The organism is Ferrimonas balearica (genome assembly GCF_019802085.1).
Lineage (GTDB): Bacteria > Pseudomonadota > Gammaproteobacteria > Enterobacterales > Shewanellaceae > Ferrimonas > Ferrimonas balearica_B.
In genome coordinates, this window is sequence record NZ_JAHVHV010000003.1 from 97,723 (window position 1) to 120,348 (window position 22,626).

A 22,626-nucleotide genomic window follows, 5' to 3' on the forward strand; every position below is an offset into this window, starting at 1 on the left:
GTTCCTTCGTTACAACGGCAGGAGGTAGAGGGGATCCCCTGCCTTGACCATAAGGGCGTCGGCGGCGGCCTGGTTGAGCCGCACTTCACCGCGCTGTTCATCCCGCAGGGCGCTGGCGCGCAGCACCCGGTAATCCGGCAGACGGCCGTTGCTGATGATGCACTCGTCGCCCGGGGTCTGGGCGTCGTCCACCACCAGGGTGTAGCGGTTCACCTTGCGCACCGAGCGGATCTGATCCCGGGCGCACTCCACCGTGGGGCCGGCATCGAAGATGTCGACGTAGCCGCGGCAGCGGAAACCTTCCGCCTCCAGCAGCGCCAGGGCCGGCCGGGTGTTGTCGTGCACCTTGCCCACCACGTCCTGGGCCGCGGGGCTCAACAGGTTGACGTAGATGGGGTGGCGGGGCATCAGCTCGGCCACAAACACCTTGTCGCCGATGCCGGTGAGGTAGTCGGCGGTGGGGAAGTCGATGCCGAAGAAGTGCTCCTCCAGCCACTGCCAGAAGGGGGAGTTGCCCTCGGCATCGGACACCCCGCGCATCTCGGCGATCACCGTGCTGCCGAAGCGCTCCGGGAAGGCCGCCAGCATCAAGAATCGGCTGCGGGACAGCACCCGGCCGATATTGTCGCGACGCCAGGCGTCCCGCAGAAACAGGGTGCACAGCTCGCTGGCGCCGGTGTAGTCGTTACACAGGGTGAGGGTCTGCACCTCGCGCCGGATCCCCAGTTTGTCGGAGACGTGCACGTCGGTGCCGAGGCGGTAATGGTAGAAGGCATCGGCGCTGCCCACGGCGGCTTCCAGGCCGCAGGTGCCCACCACCTCCCCCGCATCGGTGTCTTCCAGCACCATCAGGTAGCCTTCGTCACCGGGGACCTCCACCGCCTTGTCGAAGCTGGCGATGGAGCGGGCGATTTTGCGCTTGAGCAGGGCCTCGTCCACCGGCAAGGAGGTAAAGCCGTGGCCCGACTCCTTGGCGATGGTCAGCAGTGCCGGGTAGTCGCTTTCGCGAATGGGCCGGATCAACAACATTCTGGTTCTCCTTATGCAGGGTGGCCCGGCCATAGCCGGGCCAAACCATCAGCCGTTAACGACCTTGGCGACGGCGCGCTCAAAGCGGGCCAGACCCTCTTTGAGGTCGGCCTCGGGGATCACCAGAGAGGGGGTGAAGCGCACCACGTTGGCGCCGGCCACCAGGCACATCAGGCCCTCGTCGGCACCGGCCACCAGGAAGTCCCGGGCGCGGCCCTTGAAACGCTCGTTGAGCACGGCACCCATCAGCAGGCCCTTGCCGCGCACTTCACTGAACACGTCGTACTTGGCGTTGATCGCCTCCAGGCCACTGCGCAGCAGGGCCTCGCGCTGGGCCACACCGCTCAGCACCTCGTCGGTGTCCACCACGGACAGCACGGCGTTGGCCACGGCACAGGCCAGGGGGTTGCCGCCGTAGGTGGAGCCGTGGGTGCCCACCTTGAGGCTGGTGGCCACCTCGGCGGTGGTCAGCATGGCGGCGATGGGGAAGCCGCCACCCAGGGCCTTGGCGGTGGTGAGGATGTCCGGGGCGATGCCGTAGTGCTCGTAGGCGTACAGCTTGCCGGTGCGACCAACGCCGGTCTGCACCTCGTCGAAGATCAGCAGGGCGTTGTGCTGGTCGCAGAGGTCACGCACCTGGCGCAGGAACTCCGCGTCGGCGGGGATGATCCCCCCCTCACCCTGGATCGGCTCCATCATCACCGCGCAGGTGCGATCGGAGATCAGCGCCTTGAACGCTTCGATGTCGTTGTAGGGCAGGTGGTCGATGGCACCGGGCTTGGGACCGAAACCGTCGGAGTAGGCGGGCTGGCCCCCCACGCTCACGGTAAAGAAGGTGCGGCCATGGAAGGCCTGGGTGAAGGCGATGATCTGGTCTTTCTGCTCGCCATGATGATCCAGGGCATACCGGCGGGCCAGCTTCAGGGCCGCTTCGTTGGCCTCGGCGCCGGAGTTGGCGAAGTACACCCGCTCGGCAAAGGTGCTGTCCACCAGGGTCTTGGCCAGCTGAAGGGCCGGCTCGTTGGTCATGACGTTGGACAGGTGCCAGAGCTTGCCGCCCTGCTCATTCAGCGCCGCCACCAGGGCCGGGTGACAATGGCCCAGGCAGTTCACGGCGATGCCGCCGGCAAAATCGATGAATTCACGACCCTGCTGGTCCCAGATGCGGCTGCCTTCGCCCCGCACCGGGATCACCTCGGCCGGGTTGTAGTTGGGCACCATCACATCGTCAAACAGGGCACGGTTCAGCATCTCAGATCCACTCATTGCGTCTTCCTCATTGCCGGTCGGATTGGGGCCCTCCCGGCTTGTTATTAGCATTCCTATAACGGCGAACAGTATAAAAACATACATCCCGAGTCAAAATCTGACTGACAGGCGCGTTTTTATAAGTTTTGCGGTTCTATTCAGGCCCTTAGCCAACCCTGAATCCCCTGCAGAAGCCAGCGTTATTTGAATAAATCCCTGTTTTACTGGCCTTAAGCATCGGCAGTCAGGAGGGGGTTCGAAGGGCAGGATTTTGTTCTGTATACAAAAAAGGCTCAGCTTATGCTGAATTAGTGCGCATCTATGCAGGCAAAATTTTCCCCTTGACGGGGGTCAGCGGCGTGGTCGCTGCCAGCGCGCCAGCTCCTCTGGGGTGGCCAACTGGCGCTGGCGCACAAAGGCCAGCATGGTGGCCTCGTGGCTGTGGTTGACCGCCTGGGTCAGCGGCGGCCAGCCCGCCGGGGCGGGCAGATAGAGGCGCCGAACCTCCTGGTAGAGCCGGCTCTCCTCCAGCTCGAAAGCCTTGAGCAACTGGAGCGTCCAGGGCGCCCCCTGGCTGAGCAGCGCCACCAGGGGCTGGCCCGGCAGCTTAAGGCCAAACACCGCCTCATGGGCGGCCTTGGCCCCCTCCCGGCGCGCCTCTTCCAGCCAGTGCTCCTGCAGGCGGTTGAACTCCCGGGCGCCGAGCTGCAGCGCCAGCACCCAATCCAGGGCCCGGACCAGGGCCAGCAGACGCGCCGCCTGGGGAGCGACGCCCCGGGCCCGGGCCACCTTGGCGGCGGCCTCACCGTGCTGGTGGGCAAAGCGCCACAGCTTGCGCTGACGCAGCCCCAACTGAGCGTGGCGGCTGTGGCCCCAGTGCTGGAAGATGAGCCAGGGCAGCAGCGCCTGCAACTGCTCAATGCCCAAGTAGTTGCAGGCCAGGCGGGCGTCAGTGAACGCCACATCCCGCCGCTGGGCACGTTCCTTTGGGCTGTTCAGGTGGCGCAGCAGGGCCTCCCCCAGCCAGCTCATGTCCGTCAGCAGGCCAAGGACCCGCGCCCGCGACGGGTGGGGTTGGAGCAGAAGGTCCAGCAGCTCGAACTGAGGGCGGGCCAGGGCGGTGTCCTGGATCAGGGCCCCGGGCTCCGCCAGGGTCTGGGCCAGGCGGCGGCGGAAGTGATTGAGGAACTGGTGACGGGCCGCGTCGCGCTGGGCCTGGGCCTGCTGGCGGTGTTGCCAGCGGGCCAGCAGGGCGTCCTGCTCCACCGCCAGCTTGTGCTGCCACTGCTCGGGATCCACCGGCTCGGGGGCGTCGCCTGTGGGCGGCACCGCCCGCTCCAGCATCAGGTAGTGCAGGAATCGGCTCCTGAGATCCGTGGTGACCCTGTCGGAATGACCGGCCTCGTTGCCGGTGTGGGTGTGCGCCATGCCCGTCCCTGGAAAGTGGTTCTGTCCCTGTTTCAATAGCATAGTCCGGATGGCAGACGAAAAAAATGGGCCCCGGGGGGCCCACTGGTCTTACTTCAGGTGCGTCTCGAACAGCCGGTGGATCCGCCGGTACTCGTCCAGCCAGCTGGAGGGCTCACGGAAGCCGTGGGGCTCCACCGGGTAGATGGCGGTTTCAAACATCGGCTTCTCCAGCTCGATCAGGCGCTGCACCAGGCGCACGCTGTCCTGGAAGAAGACGTTGTCGTCCAGCACCCCGCTCATGATCAGCAGCGGTTTGGTCAGCCCCTGGGCGTGCTCGATGGGGGAGCTGCGCTCATAGGCGATGGGGTCCACCTGGGGGGTGTTGAGGATGTTGGAGGTGTAGGGGTGGTTGTAGTGGGCCCAGTCGGTGACCGGACGCAGGGCCGCCCCGGCCTGGAACAGATCCGGCTGGGTGAACAGCGCCATAAAGGTCATAAAGCCACCGTAGCTGCCGCCGTAGGTGCCCACCCGCTGGGGATCCACCGACACCTGGTCCACCATCCAGGCCACGCCGTCCGCCAGGTCCTGCACCTCGGGGGTGCCCATCTGACGGTAGATGGCGGTGCGCCAGTCGCGACCGTAGCCCTTGGAGCCGCGGTAATCCATGTCCATCACCACGTAGCCCTGCTGCGCCAGCAGGTTGTGGAACATGTACTCGCGGAAGTAGCCGGACCAGCCGTAGTGGGCGTTCTGCAGGTAACCGGCCCCGTGGTTGAAGATCACCGCCGGGTAGCGCTGGGCCGGGTCAAACCCTTCGGGCAGGTAAACCCGGGCGTAGACCGGATCCGCCTGATGGCTGGAGGGCACCGCCACCACCTGGGGGGCCTGCCAGTCGTAGGCCAGGAAGGCCTCGCTGGTGGTGCGGGTCAGCTGGCGCGCCTCACCGCCTAGGGGCTGGACGTACAGCTCCACCGGCCGGGTGCGACTGGAGTACTCCAGCAGCAGTGTGGACTCGTCCGGGCTCAGGCGGTACTCCAGCATCCCCTTGAGATCGGTCAGCGGCTCCACCTGGCCATCGGCCAGGGCCACCCGGAACACCTCGTACTGGCCCGGATGATTCGGATTGGCCTTGTAGTAGAGGTGCTGCTGATCCTGGCTCAGGGTCAGGTTGCTGACCACCTGTCGCCCGCTGACCAGGGCCTGGGCTTTCCCGCCCAGGGGCTTGAGGTAGAGGTTGGAGTGGCCGCTGTGCTCAGAGAGGAAGTAGAGGCTGTCCTCACCCACCCAGCCAAACTCGTTGTGGGTGTAGTTGACCCAGGCGTCGTCGTGCAGGCGGTGTTCGGTGGTCAGGGTGCCCTTGCCCAGGTTGACGCTGGCCAGCCAGCGATCCTTGTTGTCCGCTGCTTCCAGCATCACCGCCAGCTTGTCGGCGCTGGGGTGCCAGACCATGGCGCTCTGACGCCAGCCCCAGTCCTGCATCAGGCGGATGGTGCGCAGGGCCGGTTCGCTCTGGTAGCGCTCGCCCCGGGCTTCGGCGTTCTCACGCTTCACCTCGGCCAGTACGTCCTCGTCGAAGCCGGTCAGCCCCTCCCAGGTCACGTCGATCTGGCGATCCTCGGTCAGGTCCACCACCACCAGTCGGTGGGGCTTCACCTCGGCTTCCGCCACCCGGGCGCGCACCGGCACCGCGTCCACGTAGCCGCGCTTATCCAGGTAGTTGGGCATGATGTCGTGATCCGCCCGCCAGCTGCCCTCGGCGTCGGTCAGGGCCAGCATCAGGTAACGGCCACTGGGGGACACCGACAGCTCCACCAGGCGCTCGGTGCTGCCCAGGTAGATGGGGGCCGGCGCCAGGGTGGGATCGTCGGCCCGACGCTGGGTCTCGCGCTGGTGCTGCTGCTCGCCATCCCGGTACTGCTGGGCCACGTACTGGATCAGCCGCTGTTGCTGCTCGGCCAGGTACCCCTCGGCCTGCTCCGGCGCCGGGGCATCGGCAAACTGCAGCTCCGCCAGCAGGGCCCGGGCGCCGGTGGCCGGGTCCAGGGTCTCCACCCGTTCGCCGGCCCAGACTGCGATGCGGCCATCATTGAGAAAACGGAAATCGGTGAGCGCCTGGCTGTCGCGGGTCAGCTGGCGAATGGTGCCGTCCGGCAGGCTGCGGACAAAGAGGTTGCCCTCGTAGAGCCAGGCCTTAAGAGAGCCGCTGGCGTTGGTCTTGCCCGGCTGGGTCACCTGCCCCCACTGGGCCAGGGGCAGCGGGGCCGCCTCACCATTGAGGGCATGGGCGAAACGATCCATCAGTTTGCTGCCGCTTTGCTTGCGGCTGTAGTAGACGCCCGTGGAGTCGTCCGCCCAGTAGGCGGCCACCGGCGCATTGCCGATCCAATCGGGATCGGCCATCACCTGCTTGAGGGTCAGGGGCTGGTCGGGCAGCACCGGCGCGGCCAGGGTCACGGGGGGCGTCAAAGCGGGGGCGGGGGTCGCATCAGGCTGGTTGGCGCAGCCGCCCAGCAACGTGGCGACACTGCACGCCACAATCCATTTTTTCATTGTTGTTGTCCTTGCTCGTGGCAGAGCCTGCGTTATACCACGATCGCAAAGAACCGCACATAGGTGCGCAACAATTGCTTACTTTTCAGTAACCCTTGAGGAAGTTGTCCAGCAGCTGCAGGCCCTGCTCGGTGAGAATGGACTCCGGGTGGAACTGCACCCCCTGGATGGGCAGTTGGCGATGACGCAGGCCCATGATCTCCCGGGCACCGGAGGGGGCCTGGCTCCAGGCGGTGACTTCCAGGCAGGGGGGCAGGCTGTCGGGGGCCACCACCAGGGAGTGGTAGCGGGTGACGGTCAGCGGTCGATTGAGCCCGCTGAACACCCCTTGTCCCTGGTGCTCGATGGCGCTGGTCTTGCCGTGCATCACCCGCTCGGCCCGCACCACCTCGGCGCCGAAGTGCTGGGCGATGCACTGGTGGCCCAAACAGACCCCCAGGATCGGCAGCCGGCCCGCAAACTGGGCCACCGCCGCCAGGCTGATCCCCGCCTGGTCCGGACTTTTCGGGCCGGGGGAGATCACCAGGTGATCCGGCTTGAGCGCGGCGATCCCCTCGAGGCCGATCTCGTCATGACGACGCACCACCACCTCCTGACCCAGCTGCTGAAAATACTGCACCAGGTTGAAAGTGAAGGAGTCGTAGTTGTCGAGCATCAAGAGCATGGCGGAGTCCGGGCCTCATCAGAGGGGGCGGATGATAGCAGGCCGGCGCCAGGATGGGGAACCGCCCCGGGGACGGGGCGGTGGGGGGAAGCTGTAAAGCCCCGCGCCGGGCGGGGCGTCGGGTTTACTCGTAACCCCAGGGCACCGGCGGCAGGGCCACGGGCTTGGTAAGGTCAAAGTCCACCTTGAAGTCACGCCCGTCCCGGGTCAGCTGGTAGGTGAACACCTCGGGGTAGATGTACATGTGCCAGGTGTTGCCGTTGGACTGGGGAAAGCCCAGCCGGGTGAAGAGGTCCTTGGAGTAATCGTCGGCGGGGAAGGATTGGGCGTTGGCCCAGCCGCGGTGGTCGGTGTGACCGCCGTACATGGTGGACTCGTCGTCACTGCCGTCCTTGTGGCGATGGTCGTGCTTGAGCAGCACACCGGCGCCGGTTTTGGTCAGGATCCAGGTGCGGGAGTGGTTGTCCCCCACGTGGAAGGGGATCTTGATCTGGTCCTCACCGCACTCCCGCACGTGCATCACCAGTCGCTGATCACTGAAGCCATCCCCTTCCCGGCCGCCGGAGACCACCTGGCCCTCGAACGCCTTGCCACAGTGGGCCCGGATGTTGTCGAAGAAGGCGTCCTGTTCCGGCACCGAAGTGGTGAAGGCCGCCGAGCTGGCAGCACTGAACATCAATCCACAAGCAATTGAAAATACTACTGACTTTTTCATTGTCACTCTCCCTAAATCTGCGCCAGGGCACTATAGAGAGGGCAACGGTCGGCAGGCAAATGGGTCCGGTGGCGGGTTGTGCCAGCCCGGGGGCCCAATCCAGCAGGAGCACGCGTCCTGCCCGCCCTGTCCTGGCCGACCTGCTGTCCCGGCCGGCCACAGTGGCACAATGGACTCTTTGCTCAGGGCAGCTGACGGCGATCCCACTGCTCGGAGTGCAGATCCTTGCCCCCCAGGCCAACGCTGGGCTGGCGGTCCGCCAGGGTGGGGAAATCGAAGTCCCGCTTCAAAAACAGCGAGGTGGTGGAGGTGTGGGACTCGGTGGGCTTGAAGCCGGTCATGTCCACCTGCAGCAGCCCTGCCCGCTTGAGCCGGGCGGCGGTGTTGGGGTGCCAGTCGGCGTTGTCGAGGATGATCATGCCGCCATCGGCCAGGTAGGGCAGCGCCAGCTCGGCGCAGTCGTAGCGGTAGCCGTAGCCGTCGATGACGATGACGTCGAAGGGGCGATCCACGGTCTGGATCACCTGGGGGTAGGCGTCGCCTTCGGCAAACAGCAGCTCCACCTTGTCGTTGGCCTGGCTCTGCACCCGGGCAAACCAGTCGCGGTTGTTCTCCACGCTGACCACCGAATTGGCCCGCGCCATCCAGAACAGCGTGGAGGCCCCGCTGCCGAACTCGAACACCGACTTCTCCTTCAGATCAAACTGGCAGAGGTACTCGATGGCCGGGTAGGTGTACTTGGGCAGGGGCTGGCCGGCCTTGTCCCGGGGCAGGTCCTCGTTGGTGGCCTCGACAAAGCCGTAGTCCTGGCGAAACACGTTCATGCACGCCGCCAGGAACAACTCCCCCTTGGACAACTGCACCACCGCCGGATGGCGCTCCAACTCCGTCGTGTCCTCACCCCGAGGTTTTAACTGACCCCAAAACATCCCTGACTCCTGTAGCGTTCCTTAACTGGGTTTCACTGGGAAGCTAACACAGCCGAAGGGGGTTAAGAAGCGGGATCAAAAACGGGCCCCGCAGGGCCCGTTAACCGGAAGCGTCCCGCCCTTACAGGCTCTGGGTGAAGGTCCGGGTGATCACGTCCTTCTGCTGCTCCAGGGTCAGGGAGTTGAAGCGCACGGCGTAGCCGGACACCCGGATGGTCAGCTGGGCGTTCTCGGAGAGGATGTTGTGATCGTCGTTGGAGGCCTCACCGGCTTCGATGCGCTCACGGGCCTGCATCACCTTCTCCAGGGTCTCGCGCTTGAGCACGTTGACGTTCAGGTGCTGGCCCCCTTCGCGGCTCGGCGGGGTCTGGATCATCAGCTCGCGGGACTCGAACTCACCCAGTTCGGCCAGGGCGACCACCTGGTCCGCTTCGTAGTGAGCCGGGGCGGCCAGGCAACGGGCCTGCTGAGCCGCCTCGTCGATCAGCCAAATGCTGTTAACCAGGTTGGAGTCCGCGGATTGCGTGATCTGAATGCCTTTAACCATGGGGTACCTCTGGACAAGCGAAAATGTGTGATGACTGTCACGCACCCTAACAGAAATACCCCTACAATTCGCGCGATTATTTCCCCCGCGAGCATGAGGGCCCCTCATGCGAAACTTCTTCAGAGAATGCTGCTGGCGGAGCCGACGATCCGCTCCGCTTCCGCCACGATGGCGGCCACCAGTTTCTCCGAAGCCGGCGGCTGGGTGCGCCCCTTCAGGGAGACGATGCCGAACTTGGCCTGGATCTCGTCCAGATCCCCCACCTTGAGCACCCCAAGCTTCTGATCGACGATCTCCTGGTGCACGCTGGCCAAGGGGGTCAGGGCCACCAGGTGGCTGTCGAACAGCGCCGGTTTGACCGACAGGAACTGGTCGAAGCGAACGATGCGCCGGCCGGCCACCATGGGCCCCAGGGTCAGACCCGGAATGTGACGCTCCAGGAAAGCATCCGGCAGGTTACGGGGCAGCGCCAGGGGGTATTGCAGCAGATCCGCCAGCTGCAGATCCCGGCGGGCCAGCAGCGGGTGCTGGGGGTTGCAGCACATGATCGCTGGCTGCGGCGCCAGGGGCACCACGTCCAGGGCCTCGTGGCGATCCAGGCCGGTGGCGGCCACCTCGTCGATAAAGTAGTTGAGCTCACCCGCTTCCAGCCAGGCCAAGGAGCGGCGCCAGTTGTCCACCCGCAGATCCAGGTTAAGGGTCGGGTGCTGACGGGTCAGCTCCCCCACCACCGGGCCGATCAGGGTCTGCGCCGGGATGGGGCTGGCGCCCAGGGCGATCTCGCTCCAGTCGCCGCTTTGCATCAGCTCCAGCTCCATGCTGAGCTGGCGAACGTCCCGCAGGATCCGCTCACCGTGGCGCAGCACCGACTCGCCGTAGGGAGTGAGGGCCACGCCGCTGCGCTGGCGGTCCAGCAGCCGGGCGTCCAGCAACTCCTCCATGCGCTGAATGCTGCGACTCAGGCTGGGTTGACTCAGGTGCAAGGCCTCCGCCGCCGCACTGAAGCTGCCTTTTCGGCACAGCATCAAGAAGTGACGCAGGTGCCGGATTTCCATTGTACTCGTGCGCATAGCACTTACCTCAAGCAATCACATAAGGCATTAATCGGTTTCGCGTTTTATGTGTTTTACCCGATCAATGCGTCCTTCACATACTCGACATTTATCATCTGGACGGCGAATACGCGCCGCCATGCCCTGTTAATCAACGCAAATATCGGCTCAGCATGCAACAAGCTTTTAACAATAAATCTTATTCGTTTGTATGCATCGTCCGCATAGGCCGCCACAACAGCATAATACTTTTTATGCATGAGACAAACACCAATTTTGCATTGGACCGAATGATTACATTTGCGCAACATCGAATGCAGAGCAGTATAACTGCCGCCTCTGTAGCCCCCGCGGTTGTCTGATGTCTGTGGTACGCCGGGAGAGATAACAACAACCAAGACCAGGGAATGCCCTTGCGGGCATAGAGGGTTTTCATCATGAAAATGAAAAAAGCGACACTGATGACGCTGGCGGCCATGTATATGGCCGGTGGTGCCAGCGCATCAGGACTGGGGGAAGACTCCCAGTTCCGCAATATCGAGATCACCGACGAGATATTGCAGTACAACGAGCAGCTGCGTAACGGGCCGCCCCGTTCCGGCATGAACACCGACACCCGTCCGTTCAGCAACGGCAAAAACGTCCACCGGGGCATCGCCCTGAGCCCGGATGACAAGGTCCCCTTCCGTTATCAAGAGGGCCTGACCGGCGAGCAAACCTACATCATCGAACTGGCGGACAAGCCCGCGGCCCTGTATCACGGCGGCATCGCCGGTCTGCAGGCCACCGCACCGCGCTACAACCCCGCCCCCTTCTCTCTCAACGCCCATGGCGCCAACAAGCTGAACGTGCAGAGCAGCGCGGTACAGCAGTACAGCCACTATCTGCGCGGCAAGCAGGACACCCTGCTGGGCCAGATCAGCGGTATCGTTGGCAGCAACCCCCAGGTCATCGGTCAGTACAGCCTGGCCTTTAACGGCATGGCGTTGCGGATGACCCAGGATCAGGCCGCGGCCGTGGCCAACCAGCCCGGCGTGCGCAGCGTGACCCTCGAGGAGATCCACCAGCTGCAGACCGACGTGGGCCCGCAGCACATCGGCGCCGACCAGTTCTGGGACGGCAGCTTGACCGGCGTGGAGCACCGCGGCGAGGGGATCGTCGTGGGCGTGCTGGACACCGGCATCAACACCGACCACGTCTCCTTCTCCGACATGCCGGAGGACGGCTACACCTACACCAACCCCCTGGGCAGCGGCAACTTCCTCGGCGACTGTGAAAAGGAAGAGTTCGTCAGCATGTGTAACGACAAGCTGATCGGCGTGCGCTCCTACGAGGTGATCACCGACAAGTACTGGGAGCCGGTCTACCAGCCGGACGAGCCCTGGTGGAACATCGAGAACCCCGTGCGTCCCGCCAACGGTGAGGACTACCACGGTCACGGGTCCCACACCGCCTCCACCGCCGCCGGTAACACCCTGTACGACGTGGACTACGTGGTACCGGAGTTTGCCGTTGAGTCCGACGGCATCGCCACCGGCCTCAAGTTCCCCATGGTCTCCGGTGTGGCGCCCCGCGCCAACGTGATCATGTACCAGGTGTGCTGGCCCAACGACGGCAGCTACGGTGAAGACTTCGGCGGCTGCCCCGGCTCCGCCCTGATGTCCGGTATCGAAGACGCCATCGCCGACGGCGTGGACGTCATCAACTACTCCATCGGCTCCACCTTCGGCAGCTTCCCCTGGGAGAGCCCCATCGAGATGGCCTTCCTGGCCGCCCGCGAAGCGGGGATCTCCGTGGCCGCTTCCGCCGGTAACTCCTACAGCCCGCAGTACTCCAGCCAGGCCCGCGGTGCCATCGACCACCTCTCTCCCTGGCTGACCTCCGTAGCGGCCACCACCCACGGTCGTGGCATCGAGGTGATCAACAAGGCCCTGACCGGCATGGCCGGTGGCGACACCCCGGCCCCGGCCGACGTCGAGGGCGGCGGCATCACCGGCGCCTACAGCGGCCCCATCGTGCTGGCTGCCGACTACGGTGACGCCCGTTGTAACGAGCCCTTCGCCGAAGGCACCTTCGACCTGGATCCCGACGGCACCCCCTTCGCCAGCGCCCCCATCGTGGTGTGTGAGCGGGGCGACATCGCCCGGGTGACCAAGGCGGTCAACGCCGCCGCCGGTGGTGCCGGAGGCTTTATCCTCTACAACACCTCCAGCTGGGGGGATACCGCCAACATCGCCAACGACGCCTACGCCATCCCCGGGATCCACGTCGACTACTACGTCGGTCGTGACCTGAAGAACTGGCTGGGCAGCGGCATGGGGCACACCGCCACCATCACCGCCGCCGAGGTGGTGACCACCGAAACCCTGGCCGACTACGTGGCGGACTTCTCCTCCCGTGGCCCCAACCTGGCCAACCCGGACGTAATGTCCCCCAACCTGGCCGCCCCGGGCGTGTCCGTCTACGCCGCCTACGCGGATGACATGCCCTTCAGCGCCGCGCCGATGCCGACGGACTTTGCCGCCATCAGCGGGACCTCCATGGCCGCGCCCCACGTGGCCGGTGCCATGGCCCTGCTGCAACAGGCCAACCCCGATTGGACTCCGGCGATGATCCAGTCCGCCCTGATGACCACCGCCTCCCTCGACGGCGTGACCCGGTCCAAGGACGGCTACCCCTATGATCCGGTTCAGGCGGGCTACGCCGACGCCGGTAGTGGTGTGATCAACGTGGCCCGCGCCCAGAAGGCCGGTCTGCTGCTGGACGAAACCGGTGCCAACTACCGTGCCGCCAACCCGAAAAACGGCGGTAACGTCACCACCTTGAACCTGCCCTACCTGTACAACGACAACTGTGCCGGTACCTGCACCTGGATGCGGACCTTTACCGCTACCACCGACGGCACCTGGGACGTCAGCGCCGAGCCGCTGCCCATGGACGGCGCCGCGATGCTGGAAGTGGAGGTCTCACCCAAGCAGTTCACCCTGATGGCCGGTCAGACCCAGGCGATCATGGTGACCGCCAAGGTGATGGAAGTGGAAGCCATCGGCGCCGACACCAGCATGCTGCAGCTGCTGGGCCGGGTGGATCTGAAGCCGCAAAGCGACAGCCTGCCGGACCAGTACCTGCCCGTGGGCGTACGCTACAGCGGTGACACCCTGCCGGTAGAGGTGTCTGGCATCATCCATCGTCAGAGCGGTCACACCCTGACCCCGATGCTGATGACCGATGAGATCCAGTCCTTCAACTACACCGTGTCCGGCCTGACCAAGGGTGAGCGCTACGATCTGCACCTGTCCCGCGCCCTGACCCGGATCAACGAGGATCAGAACACCACCGAAGAGGTGATGAACGATCCCGGCTCCGAGGTGATCTTCTTCGACGTACCGGAAGGCACCAAGCGCATCGTCTGGGAGGTGCTCAGCGCCGACAAGGTGGCCTACACCGGCATCGACTTCGGTATGGACGTCAACGGCGACGGCCAGATCCAGTGGATGGACGAGGCGATCTGTTACTCCTACACCGACAACGGCGACTTCTGTGCCGTCAACGACCCCATGCCCGGCACCTACTGGGCGGTGATCGGCAACTGGAAGTGGGAAGGTGAGGATCCCAAGAACGGCGAAGACCACATCGTGGCCAGCCTGGCCGTTATCGGCGGTGACGACGACGCCAACCTGATGGTGGAAGGCCCGGCCAGCAACGACGGTCTGACCCCCTACCAGCTGCGTCTGAACTACAACCTGCCGGACGCCATGGAAGGGGACGCCTACTACGGCGTGATCGCCCTGGGCTCCGACGCCTACAACGACAGCAACATTGGCGACTTCGCGGTCAAACTGCAGCACATCGGCAGCGACACCGAGATCAGCGCGTCCCAGACCGCGGCCAAGGCCGGCGACATGGTGGACGTGCACGTCAAGCTGGCGCCGAACCTGCTGGGTGCGGACCGCGACTTTACCCTGACCACCACCATCCCCGGCCAGTTCACCCTGGTTGAGGACAGCGTGACCCTGGGTAATGTCGGTCTGGCGGACGATGCCCTGAGCATCGACGGCAACGTCATCACCATCGCCGGTACCCAGGCCTCCTCCATGGACATGCCGCGCCACTACGTGTTCACCACCAACGCCGACGATCCCATGTGTCGCGTGCCCTACGGTGATGACCCGGCGTTCTTCGACATGGCGATGGCCGGCTTCGATGCCTCCAGCATTCCGGGCTACTCCAACCGTCCCCTGCACATCCCGCTCGCCGCCAACGGCCTGCCTCATGTGCCGCTGTACGGTAACCCGGAGATGTACGGTCAGGACGTCCTGGCGATTTCGCCCTTCGGTTACGTCCAGTTCGATCCCATGCCGGAGTTCTGGAACCAGCACATTCCGTTCACCGACAACTTCCAAAGCTTCCCGGACACCATCATTGCCCCGCTGTGGCGTGGCGACGTGATGATGCCCGAACAGGTGCGCTTTGACTGGGATCGCCTGCGCTGGATCAACGTGGTGTACGCCGGGATCACCGGCAAGCACTACCTGTTCCAGTGGGAAGGGGGCGAGGAGTACATGCACTGGTTCCTCGGTAACGAGCCGGATCCGAACGCCTACTACAACATCCAGACCATCATCTCCACCGGCCTGCAGTTCGAGCCTGGTGATTACGAGATGATCTTCGCCTACAACGCCATGGAGACCGCCAACGCCCACGCCGGCTCGGTGGGCCTGCACGGCTACTGGGGCGAGCGCGGCTCCTTCGGCCCGGCCTACGGCTACAACAACGACGGTTTCGCCTTCGATGATGTGGATGAGAAGATCAGCGCCGGCACCGTGGTTTGTGCCGACTACCGCGGTCCTGAGCAGTCCGCCGTGGACCTGATGTTCACCGTTCGAGTCAACAACGCTGCCACCGGCACCAGCGGTGCCATCACCGTGGACAGCCAGTACAGCGACTCCGAGCTGGTGACCGTCAGCCACGCCCTGGATGTGCCCAGCAACATCACCGTGGCCCAGATCGCCGACCAGATGATGGATGAGAACACCACCCTGGAAGGCATCTCCGTGATGTACAACGACGTCCGCGGCACCACCAACGGCATCGAAGTGAGCGGTGAGCACATCAGCGCCATGGTGCACGGCGGTGAGTCCGGCGCCACCTTCGACATCACTCCGGAAGCCCACTGGTACGGCACCACTGAGGTCACGGTCACCGTCTACGACATGGCCAACCCCAGCGACGCCGCCAGCACCAGCTTTATGCTGGAAGTGGTCTCCGACGGTGAAGCGGCGCCCCAGCCGCCGGCGCCCGAGCCGGAGCCGGAAACCCGGGACAGCGACAGCGGTTCCCTGGGCTTCCTGGCCCTGATGCTGCTGGCCCTGCTGCCGCTGCGTCGCCGCGGCTAAGGCCCAAAGCCTGCCCAACCAACCACCCCTTCGGGGGTGGTTTTTTTTTGCCCGCGCGTCCTCCCCGCTCCACCATTGATACCTTTTGTGAATTAAAAATATTTTTCGAATGCAAAAAGCCAATGCAATAAAAATGTCACAATTGAAATAAATAGCTGTTTTTATTGGTTTTTGGTGGATTCAGACTCAGTCGCGATTGAATGTTATGCATGATAATGATGCATTGAGATCGTATAACGCATTGGATCGCCGCAACCAAAGTGCAACAGAATGGCCTCAGAGCGGTTACAGCCGCCATCACCGCCGTTGCGATGGCTCTGCCCTCGAAACGGCGACAGGACTAAGACCAGGGAGCTGTCTTAGGGACAGCTAAGGGTATGACGTTGAAAATTAAGCATCTGGCCATAGCCACGTCCGCGGCGCTCTACGCCGCAGGCCTGGCGGCAGCGGGCCAAGCGGGCCCCATCCCATCCGGCGAGATCACCGTGGACCCGTTCCACATGACCGCCGAACAGTACGCCGAGATCCAGGCTCACCAGCAGCGGCTGCAAAACCGCCCGGGCCTGACCAGCGGTCCCAACCAGCACATCGGCCAAGCCGGTAAAGTGCCCTTCGTCTACGAGGATGGCCTCAGCGGCGAGCACACCTACATCATCCAGCTGGATGATCAGCCGCTGGCCACCTACCGTGGTGGCATCGCCGGCCTGAACGCCACCGCACCGGGCAGCGCCCCGGCGGCGTTCGGCCAGGGCAGCAAGCTGAACATCCACAGCGGCGACAGCCGCAGCTACCTGCAGTACCTGTCCAGTCGCCAGGCCGAGGTGCACAGTGCCATCACCGGCACCCTGCGCACCCACCAGCCGGTGAAGCAGTCGTTCCAGTACGCCTTCAACGGCATCAGCATGACCCTGACCCAGCAGCAGGCCGCCCGCGTGGCCAAGATGGCCGGGGTGCGCGCCGTGACCCGCTCCACCGTACTGGAGCTGCACACCGATGTTGGTCCTCAGCACATCGGTGCCGAGGCGATCTGGAACGGCAACGCCACCGCCGGCACCGGCTTTACCGGCAAAGGGATCATCGTTGGGATCCTGGACACCGGCATCAACACCGCCCACCCGGCCTTCGCCGCCATGGGTGACGATGGCGTGGCCATCGAGAACCCCTGGGGCACCGGCACCTACGTGGGGGATTGTGAGCTGGAAGAGTTTGTCACCCTGTGTAACGACAAACTCATCGGCGTGCGCTCCTACCCCATGATCACCGACACCTACGGTGATCCTGTGTTCCGCGGCATGCACCCGCTCACCCCCTGGGAGATGGCGCGCCCGGCCAACGGCGAAGACTACAACGGCCACGGCTCCCACACCGCCTCCACCGCGGCGGGCAACGTGCTGTTCAACGTGCCCTACCAGATGAGCGAAGCCGGCTACGGCGAAACCATCACCGGCCGCGACACCGATCTGGTGTTCCCCCGGGTCTCCGGTGTGGCCCCCCACGCCAACCTCATCTCCTACCAGGTGTGCTGGGCCGGTGGCCCGGAAGATCCCTACGCCGGTTGCCCCGAAGAGGTAACCCTGATGGCGGTGGAAGACGCCATCCGTGATGGCGTGGACGTGATCAACTACTCCGTTGGCGGCGCCGAGCGCCTGCCCTGGGCCTCCCCCACCGAGCTGGCCTTCCTGGCCGCTCGTGAAGCGGGTATCTCCGTGGCCACCTCCGCCGGTAACGCCGGTTACGCCTGGATGGACCACGTCTCGCCCTGGCTGACCTCCGTCGCGGCCACCACCCACGGTCGGGTGCTGGACTCCGGTGAGAAGCGGGTGGAGAACTTCGAGGGCGGCGACAGCAACCCCTCCAGCTGGGGCATGAGCGCCAAGAGCCTGACCGGCCCCTACACCGGCCCCGTGGTCTCCGCCGCCGACTACGGCGACGGCAGCTGTGACAGCCCCTTCCCGGCGGGCACCTTTGCCGCGCTGCCCGACGGCACGCCGCTGGCCGAAGCCCCCATCGTGGTGTGCGGTCGCAGCGATCAGCCCCGAGTGGCCAAGTCCGACAACGTCAAAGAGGGCGGTGCCGGCGGGATGATCCTCTACAACACCCAGTCCGACTGGGAGTACGGCGATTCCCGCTTCCAGAAGGTGGACGACTACTACTCCCTGCCTTCCGCCCACATCGGCAACTACGACGGCGGTAAGATCCTCGACTGGCTGGCCACCGGCACCGGTCACCGTGCCAGCCTGACCGACGGCTCCCTGTTCACCACCGAACGGGCCGCGGACCAGCTGGCGATGTTCTCCTCCCGCGGTCCCAGCACCACCAACCCGAACGTGATGGCCCCCACCGTGGCCGCACCCGGGGTGGACGTGTTTGCCGCCTACGCCAACGATCGTCTGTTCACCCTGGACGGCTTCGGCATGAACTGGGCGATGATCAGCGGCACCTCCATGGCCTCGCCCCATGTGGCTGGCGCCATGGCCCTGATCAAGGCCGCCCGTCCCGATTGGACGCCGGCCCAGATCCAGTCCGCCCTGACCACCACCGCCAGCAAAGTCGCGGTGCACGTGGACGACTACGGCAATACCGGTCCGGTGGGCTATGACGACGCCGGCGCCGGGGTGATCAACGTGGATCGCGCCGTGATGGCCAGCCTGGTTCAGGATGAGACCATCGCCAACTACGAGGCCGCCAACCCCCAGGCCGGGGGCGACGTGCGCACCCTCAACACCCCCTACCTGGTGGATCGCGACTGTCAGGGCAGCTGCACCTGGTTCCGGACCTTCACCGCCACCGAAAGCGGCAGCTGGACGGTGACCGCCGAAGAGCTGGAAAACCTGGGTGCCTCGCTGATGAACCTGGAGGTGACGCCGGCCCAGTTCACCCTGGCCGCCGGTGAAAGCCAGCGGGTGATGGTGACCGCCACCCTGCCGGACGTGGACTTCCAGACCGATGCCCCCATCGGCCCGGGCAACACCGACGGGGCGACCTTCTACGGCAAACTGATGCTGACCCCCTCGGACACCGCCAAGCCGGTGCAGACCCTGCCGGTGATCGCCGCCTACGACCGCGCTTCCCTGCCGGTCATCGTCCAGGCGGAAGTGGGCCGTGACCAGGGCAACCTGCTCACCCCCAATGTGATCCTGCCGCCCTCCAGCGCCATCGAGGCCAGCGTCTACGGCATGGTCAGCGGCGAGAGCAAGGAGTACAGACTGCAGATGAACACCCAGTGGCCCTGGGACATCGTCGACGCCCTGCCCTCCGATGACTCCCAGATCGGCTACCGGATGTTCACCGTCCCCACCGGCACCAAGCGCCTGGTGGTGGAGATCGCCGAAGAGGACGATCTGGCCCGCTTCTCCAGCCGCATCGACCTGGGTCGCGACGTCAACGGCGACGGCCTGATCAACTGGGGCGAGGAGGCGATCTGCATCTCCGACTGGCGCCTGGCGGACTACTGTGCCATCAACAACCCGGAGCCCGGGGTGTACTGGTACATGGTCAGCAACATGAAGATCGGCACCGGCTGGTGGGATCCCTACGATGAGGCTCACCGCATCGTCACCAACGTCAGCATCATCAGCGACCAGGTGACCGACCGCCTGAGCCTGAGCCCCATCACCAGTGACGGCGTCAGCGCGCAACCGCTGCAGCTGAACTGGGACATCAACGGCGTCGAGCCGGGCAGCATCCTGCACGCGGTGGTCGAGCTGGGTTCCGACGGCTTCAATCCCGCCGACATCGGCATGCTGCCGGTGCGCCTGGAGCGAGGCGAGGCGGACGTGCAGTTCAGCGCCAGCCACGAAGGCGCCCGCGTCGGTGACGTGGTGGAGTTTGAAGTGGTGCAGCAGGCCAACCTGTTTGGCAGCGAGCGCAACATCAACCTGACCGTGGAACTGCCCACCGGCCTGACCCTCATCGAGGAGAGCCTCCGGGGCAACGAGTTTGCCAACGACCTCCTGAGCGTTGACGGCAACCGCGTGGTGCTGGACGCCACCCAGGTCTCCTCCAAGGACGCGCCACGGACCTACGAGTACACCACCAACCTGGACGACCCCATGTGTCGCCTGCCGTTCAGCAACTTCCCGCAGTTTGTGGACTTGCCGAGCATCGGGGTGCCGCAGCTGCCGGCGTTCAGCAACGAGTGGGACCAGATGTTCGAGATCCCGGACTTCATCGGGGCGGACAACTACTACCCGCACATCCCGCTGTACGGCGTCCAGGCCAAGGACACCACCAACATCGTGACCATCCAGGGTGACGGCCTGCTGCGCTTCGACGCGCACGCGCTGTTCTCCGTGCCCGGCTACAGCCTGGCCCCGGACGGGGCGCGTGACCTGATGGTGGCACCTTTCTGGCGCGCCAACGCGGTCTCCATCAACGAGTCCGGCGTCGATTTCGACACCTTCACGCCCTACGAGTACGGTGTGTACGCCGCCTCCCTGAACCAGGGCGCCTACATGGCCACCCAGTGGAAGCGGATGTACAACGCCGAGTCCAGTGGCGGTCCCTGGGGCGGTCTGGTGGTGGACAAGAGCACCCACTTCGACTTCATGACCCTGGCCTCCAGCGTCATCGATTTCACCCCGGGGGTGTACGAGCTGTACTTCGCCTACGGTGAGATGGACAGCAACCTGGGTGAGCACACCGTGGGCCTGAAGGGCTACGAAGGGGTGCGCGGCTTCTACTACCCGGTCAACGGTTACCACTACGACGAGTACGCGGTGAACGAACCGGAGAAGCTGGCCAGCAACCTGCTGGTGTGCGCCAACTACCAGGGTCCGGAGAGCACCCGTGCTGTGGTTCGCTTCGCCGCCCTGGTGACCCCCGAGGCGGTGGCCAGCAGCCTGCCGGTGACCCTCACCGCCCAGGCGGACGGGGGCAACACCGTGGTGGACAGCCGCATCCTCGATGTGGCCGGCAACATCACCGTGTTCGACCTGGCCGACCAGGTGATGGAGGAGAACGCCACCCTGAGCGGGCTGAGCGTGGACTACGTGCACAGCGGCAACCGCGCCGTGGCCCTGATGGTGGAGGGGGATAACCTCAGCGCCGAGATCGACGGCATGACCTTCAGCCTGACGCCGGACGCCCACTGGCACGGTGAGTCTGTGGTGACCGTCACCGTCTACGACGCCGGAAACCCCCAGGACGCGGCCAGCACCCAGTTCCTGCTGACCGTGAACTCCGATGGCACCGAGCCGCCGACCGTTGAGCCGCCGGCACCGCCGAAGAAAGACAGTGGTTCCCTGGGCTTCCTCGCCCTGATGCTGTTGGCCCTGTTGCCACTGCGTCGCCGCGGCTAAGGCCGAACTTGGTACAACCGCCCTTCGGGGCGGTTTTTTTGTGCCTGTGGGTCAGTAACGGCCGATGCTCAGCTCGGTGACGTAGCAGCTGGGCTTGGCCGAAAGCGCGTTCAGGATGTACTGGGCCACCTCCTCCGGCGCCATAAAGCCGCTGGGATCCACGTGGTCTGACTGGGCCCAGAACTCGCTGTTGATCCCCGCCGGGTAGAGGTTCACCAGACGCATGGGCGCGCCCTTGAGCTCCAGGCGCAACGACTCAAGGAAGCCCTTCATGCCCCATTTGCTGGCGCAGTACACCGTCTCCTCCGCCTTGCCCACCTGGGCGGCGGTGGAGAGGACGTTGGCCAGCACCCCCTCCCGCTCGGACCAGCGACGCACCACCTCCCGGGCCACCAGGATGGTGCTCAGCAGGTTGTTGTTGAGCATCGATGCGATGGCCTCATCGGACAGCGACTCCAGGGGGCCAAACTGCCCCACCCCGGCACAGTGCACCACCCAACCCGGCGCTCCGCCCCAGGCCTCGGCAAAATCGAACGCCTGACGCACCGCCTCCGCCTGGCTGAGATCCACGGCGATGGGCAGCACCGCATCCCCCAGCTCCTCCGCCAGCGCCGACAGCTTGTCCGCCTGACGTCCCATCAACACCACCTTGTGACCCTCGGCCACCATGGCCCGGGCCAGGGCCCGACCCAATCCCGAGCCCGCCCCGGTTACGATCCGCATTGTCATCGGTCATCCCTTTGCTATTCCGTGTCCTAACAAGGGTATAACTCTGCTTCCTCGCTGACCACTGCGTGGGCCTGGGCGTCGATGGCCGCCAGCAACTGACGGGAGATGGGCGGTGCGGTACGGTCCTTCAGGGAGAGGATCCCGTAGTGTGCCGAGATGGCCTCCATGTCCGCCACGGTGAGCAGCGCCATCTGACCGGCGCGCACCTCCTGGTGAACGCTGGACAGCGGTGCCATGGCCAGCAGCTGGCCATCGCGGATGGCAGGTTTCACCGCCAGGAAGTGATCGAAACGCACCATCCGCCGCCCGGCCACCAGGCTGCCCTGGGCCAGGGCAGGAAAGTGCTGCTGCCAGAACCCCTGTGGCAGATTGCGGGGCAGCGCCAGTGGGTACTGCAGCAGATCCGCCAGCCACACCCGGGCGCGGGCCCGCAGCGGGTGCTTGGGGCTGCAGCAGATCACCACCGGCTGGGGCGGCAGCGGCTGAATGCTGAGCTCCTCCCGGTGGATCAGCCCGGTGGCCTGGATCTCCTCCACCAGGTAGTGCAGTTCGCCGGACTTGAGCTGCTGCAAAGAGCGCTCCCAGTGATCCACCCGCAGCTCCAGGTTCAGCGTCGGGTAGCGGTCGGTCAGCTGGCCCAATACGGGACCGATTAGGGTCTCCGCCGGGATCGGGCTGGCCCCCAGGGTCAGGGTCACCCAGTCCTTCTGGTGGATGAACTCCAGCTCCTGGCTGAGCTGGCGCATATCGCCGACGATGCGCTCGCCATGGCGCAGCACCGCCTCACCGTAAGGGGTCAGCACCACCCCACTGCGACGCCGGTCCAGCAGCTTGACCTCCAGGATCTCCTCCATCCGCTGAATGCTGCGGGTCAGGGTGGGCTGGCTGATCCTCAGCAACTCGGCGGCGCCCCGGAAGCTGCCCTTGCGGCACAGCATCTGGAAGTGGCGCAGGTGGCGGATCTCGATCATGTTGGTGCGCATGGGAACCTCATAGACAGACAGGATGAACCCGGTCGCCGCGGTCCCTGGCATCGGGGGAGACGCATAGCCGGGAC

13 protein-coding genes are annotated in these 22,626 nt (G+C 65.1%); 2 read left to right on the forward strand and 11 right to left on the reverse strand.

Features of this window, described 5'->3' with window-relative positions; translation table 11 throughout:
* Window positions 1-9 precede the first annotated feature (9 nt).
* From astA to KUV81_RS13245, 9 genes are all read right to left on the reverse strand, one after another.
* A complete protein-coding gene (astA, locus tag KUV81_RS13205; protein WP_222544352.1) occupies window positions 10-1,029 on the reverse strand; it encodes an arginine N-succinyltransferase in 1,020 nt (339 codons plus the stop codon).
* 48 nt (window positions 1,030-1,077) lie between these two features.
* Complete coding sequence (locus tag KUV81_RS13210; protein ID WP_222544353.1) at window positions 1,078-2,295, reverse strand: aspartate aminotransferase family protein; 1,218 nt, start codon at window positions 2,293-2,295, stop codon at window positions 1,078-1,080.
* A 333-nt stretch (window positions 2,296-2,628) separates the two neighbouring features.
* Window positions 2,629-3,705: an HDOD domain-containing protein gene (locus KUV81_RS13215; protein ID WP_222544354.1), complete on the reverse strand. Its 1,077-nt coding sequence runs from the start codon at window positions 3,703-3,705 to the stop codon at window positions 2,629-2,631.
* 90 nt (window positions 3,706-3,795) lie between these two features.
* Window positions 3,796-6,237 carry a S9 family peptidase gene (locus KUV81_RS13220; protein ID WP_222544355.1) on the reverse strand — a complete coding sequence of 814 codons (2,442 nt, stop codon included), beginning with the start codon at window positions 6,235-6,237 and terminating at the stop codon, window positions 3,796-3,798.
* Between the two features lie 85 nt (window positions 6,238-6,322).
* Window positions 6,323-6,901, reverse strand: coding sequence for an anthranilate synthase component II (locus KUV81_RS13225; RefSeq protein ID WP_222544356.1), 579 nt, complete (start codon window positions 6,899-6,901; stop codon window positions 6,323-6,325).
* A 124-nt stretch (window positions 6,902-7,025) separates the two neighbouring features.
* A complete protein-coding gene (locus KUV81_RS13230) occupies window positions 7,026-7,577 on the reverse strand; it encodes a hypothetical protein (RefSeq protein WP_261389403.1) in 552 nt (183 codons plus the stop codon).
* A 221-nt stretch (window positions 7,578-7,798) separates the two neighbouring features.
* Window positions 7,799-8,545, reverse strand: coding sequence for an O-methyltransferase (locus KUV81_RS13235; RefSeq protein WP_222544358.1), 747 nt, complete (start codon window positions 8,543-8,545; stop codon window positions 7,799-7,801).
* A 121-nt stretch (window positions 8,546-8,666) separates the two neighbouring features.
* Window positions 8,667-9,092, reverse strand: a complete 426-nt coding sequence (grcA, locus tag KUV81_RS13240) for an autonomous glycyl radical cofactor GrcA (RefSeq protein ID WP_222544359.1) — start codon at window positions 9,090-9,092, stop codon at window positions 8,667-8,669.
* 119 nt (window positions 9,093-9,211) lie between these two features.
* Entirely contained in the window at window positions 9,212-10,147 is a 936-nt protein-coding gene (locus KUV81_RS13245) for a LysR family transcriptional regulator (protein WP_261389404.1), read from the reverse strand.
* Between the two features lie 434 nt (window positions 10,148-10,581).
* Between KUV81_RS13245 and KUV81_RS13250 the strand changes: the two genes are divergently transcribed.
* On the forward strand, window positions 10,582-15,540 hold the full coding sequence (locus tag KUV81_RS13250; protein WP_222544361.1) for a S8 family serine peptidase: 4,959 nt from the start codon (window positions 10,582-10,584) through the stop codon (window positions 15,538-15,540).
* 377 nt (window positions 15,541-15,917) lie between these two features.
* Complete coding sequence (locus KUV81_RS13255) at window positions 15,918-20,840, forward strand: S8 family peptidase (protein WP_315900083.1); 4,923 nt, start codon at window positions 15,918-15,920, stop codon at window positions 20,838-20,840.
* 51 nt (window positions 20,841-20,891) lie between these two features.
* On the opposite strand, the gene KUV81_RS13260 is transcribed toward KUV81_RS13255, so the two are convergent.
* Both KUV81_RS13260 and KUV81_RS13265 read right to left on the reverse strand, forming a co-directional pair.
* On the reverse strand, window positions 20,892-21,569 hold the full coding sequence (locus KUV81_RS13260; protein WP_222544362.1) for an SDR family NAD(P)-dependent oxidoreductase: 678 nt from the start codon (window positions 21,567-21,569) through the stop codon (window positions 20,892-20,894).
* Between the two features lie 26 nt (window positions 21,570-21,595).
* Window positions 21,596-22,552, reverse strand: a complete 957-nt coding sequence (locus tag KUV81_RS13265; protein ID WP_222544363.1) for a LysR family transcriptional regulator — start codon at window positions 22,550-22,552, stop codon at window positions 21,596-21,598.
* Window positions 22,553-22,626 lie beyond the last annotated feature (74 nt).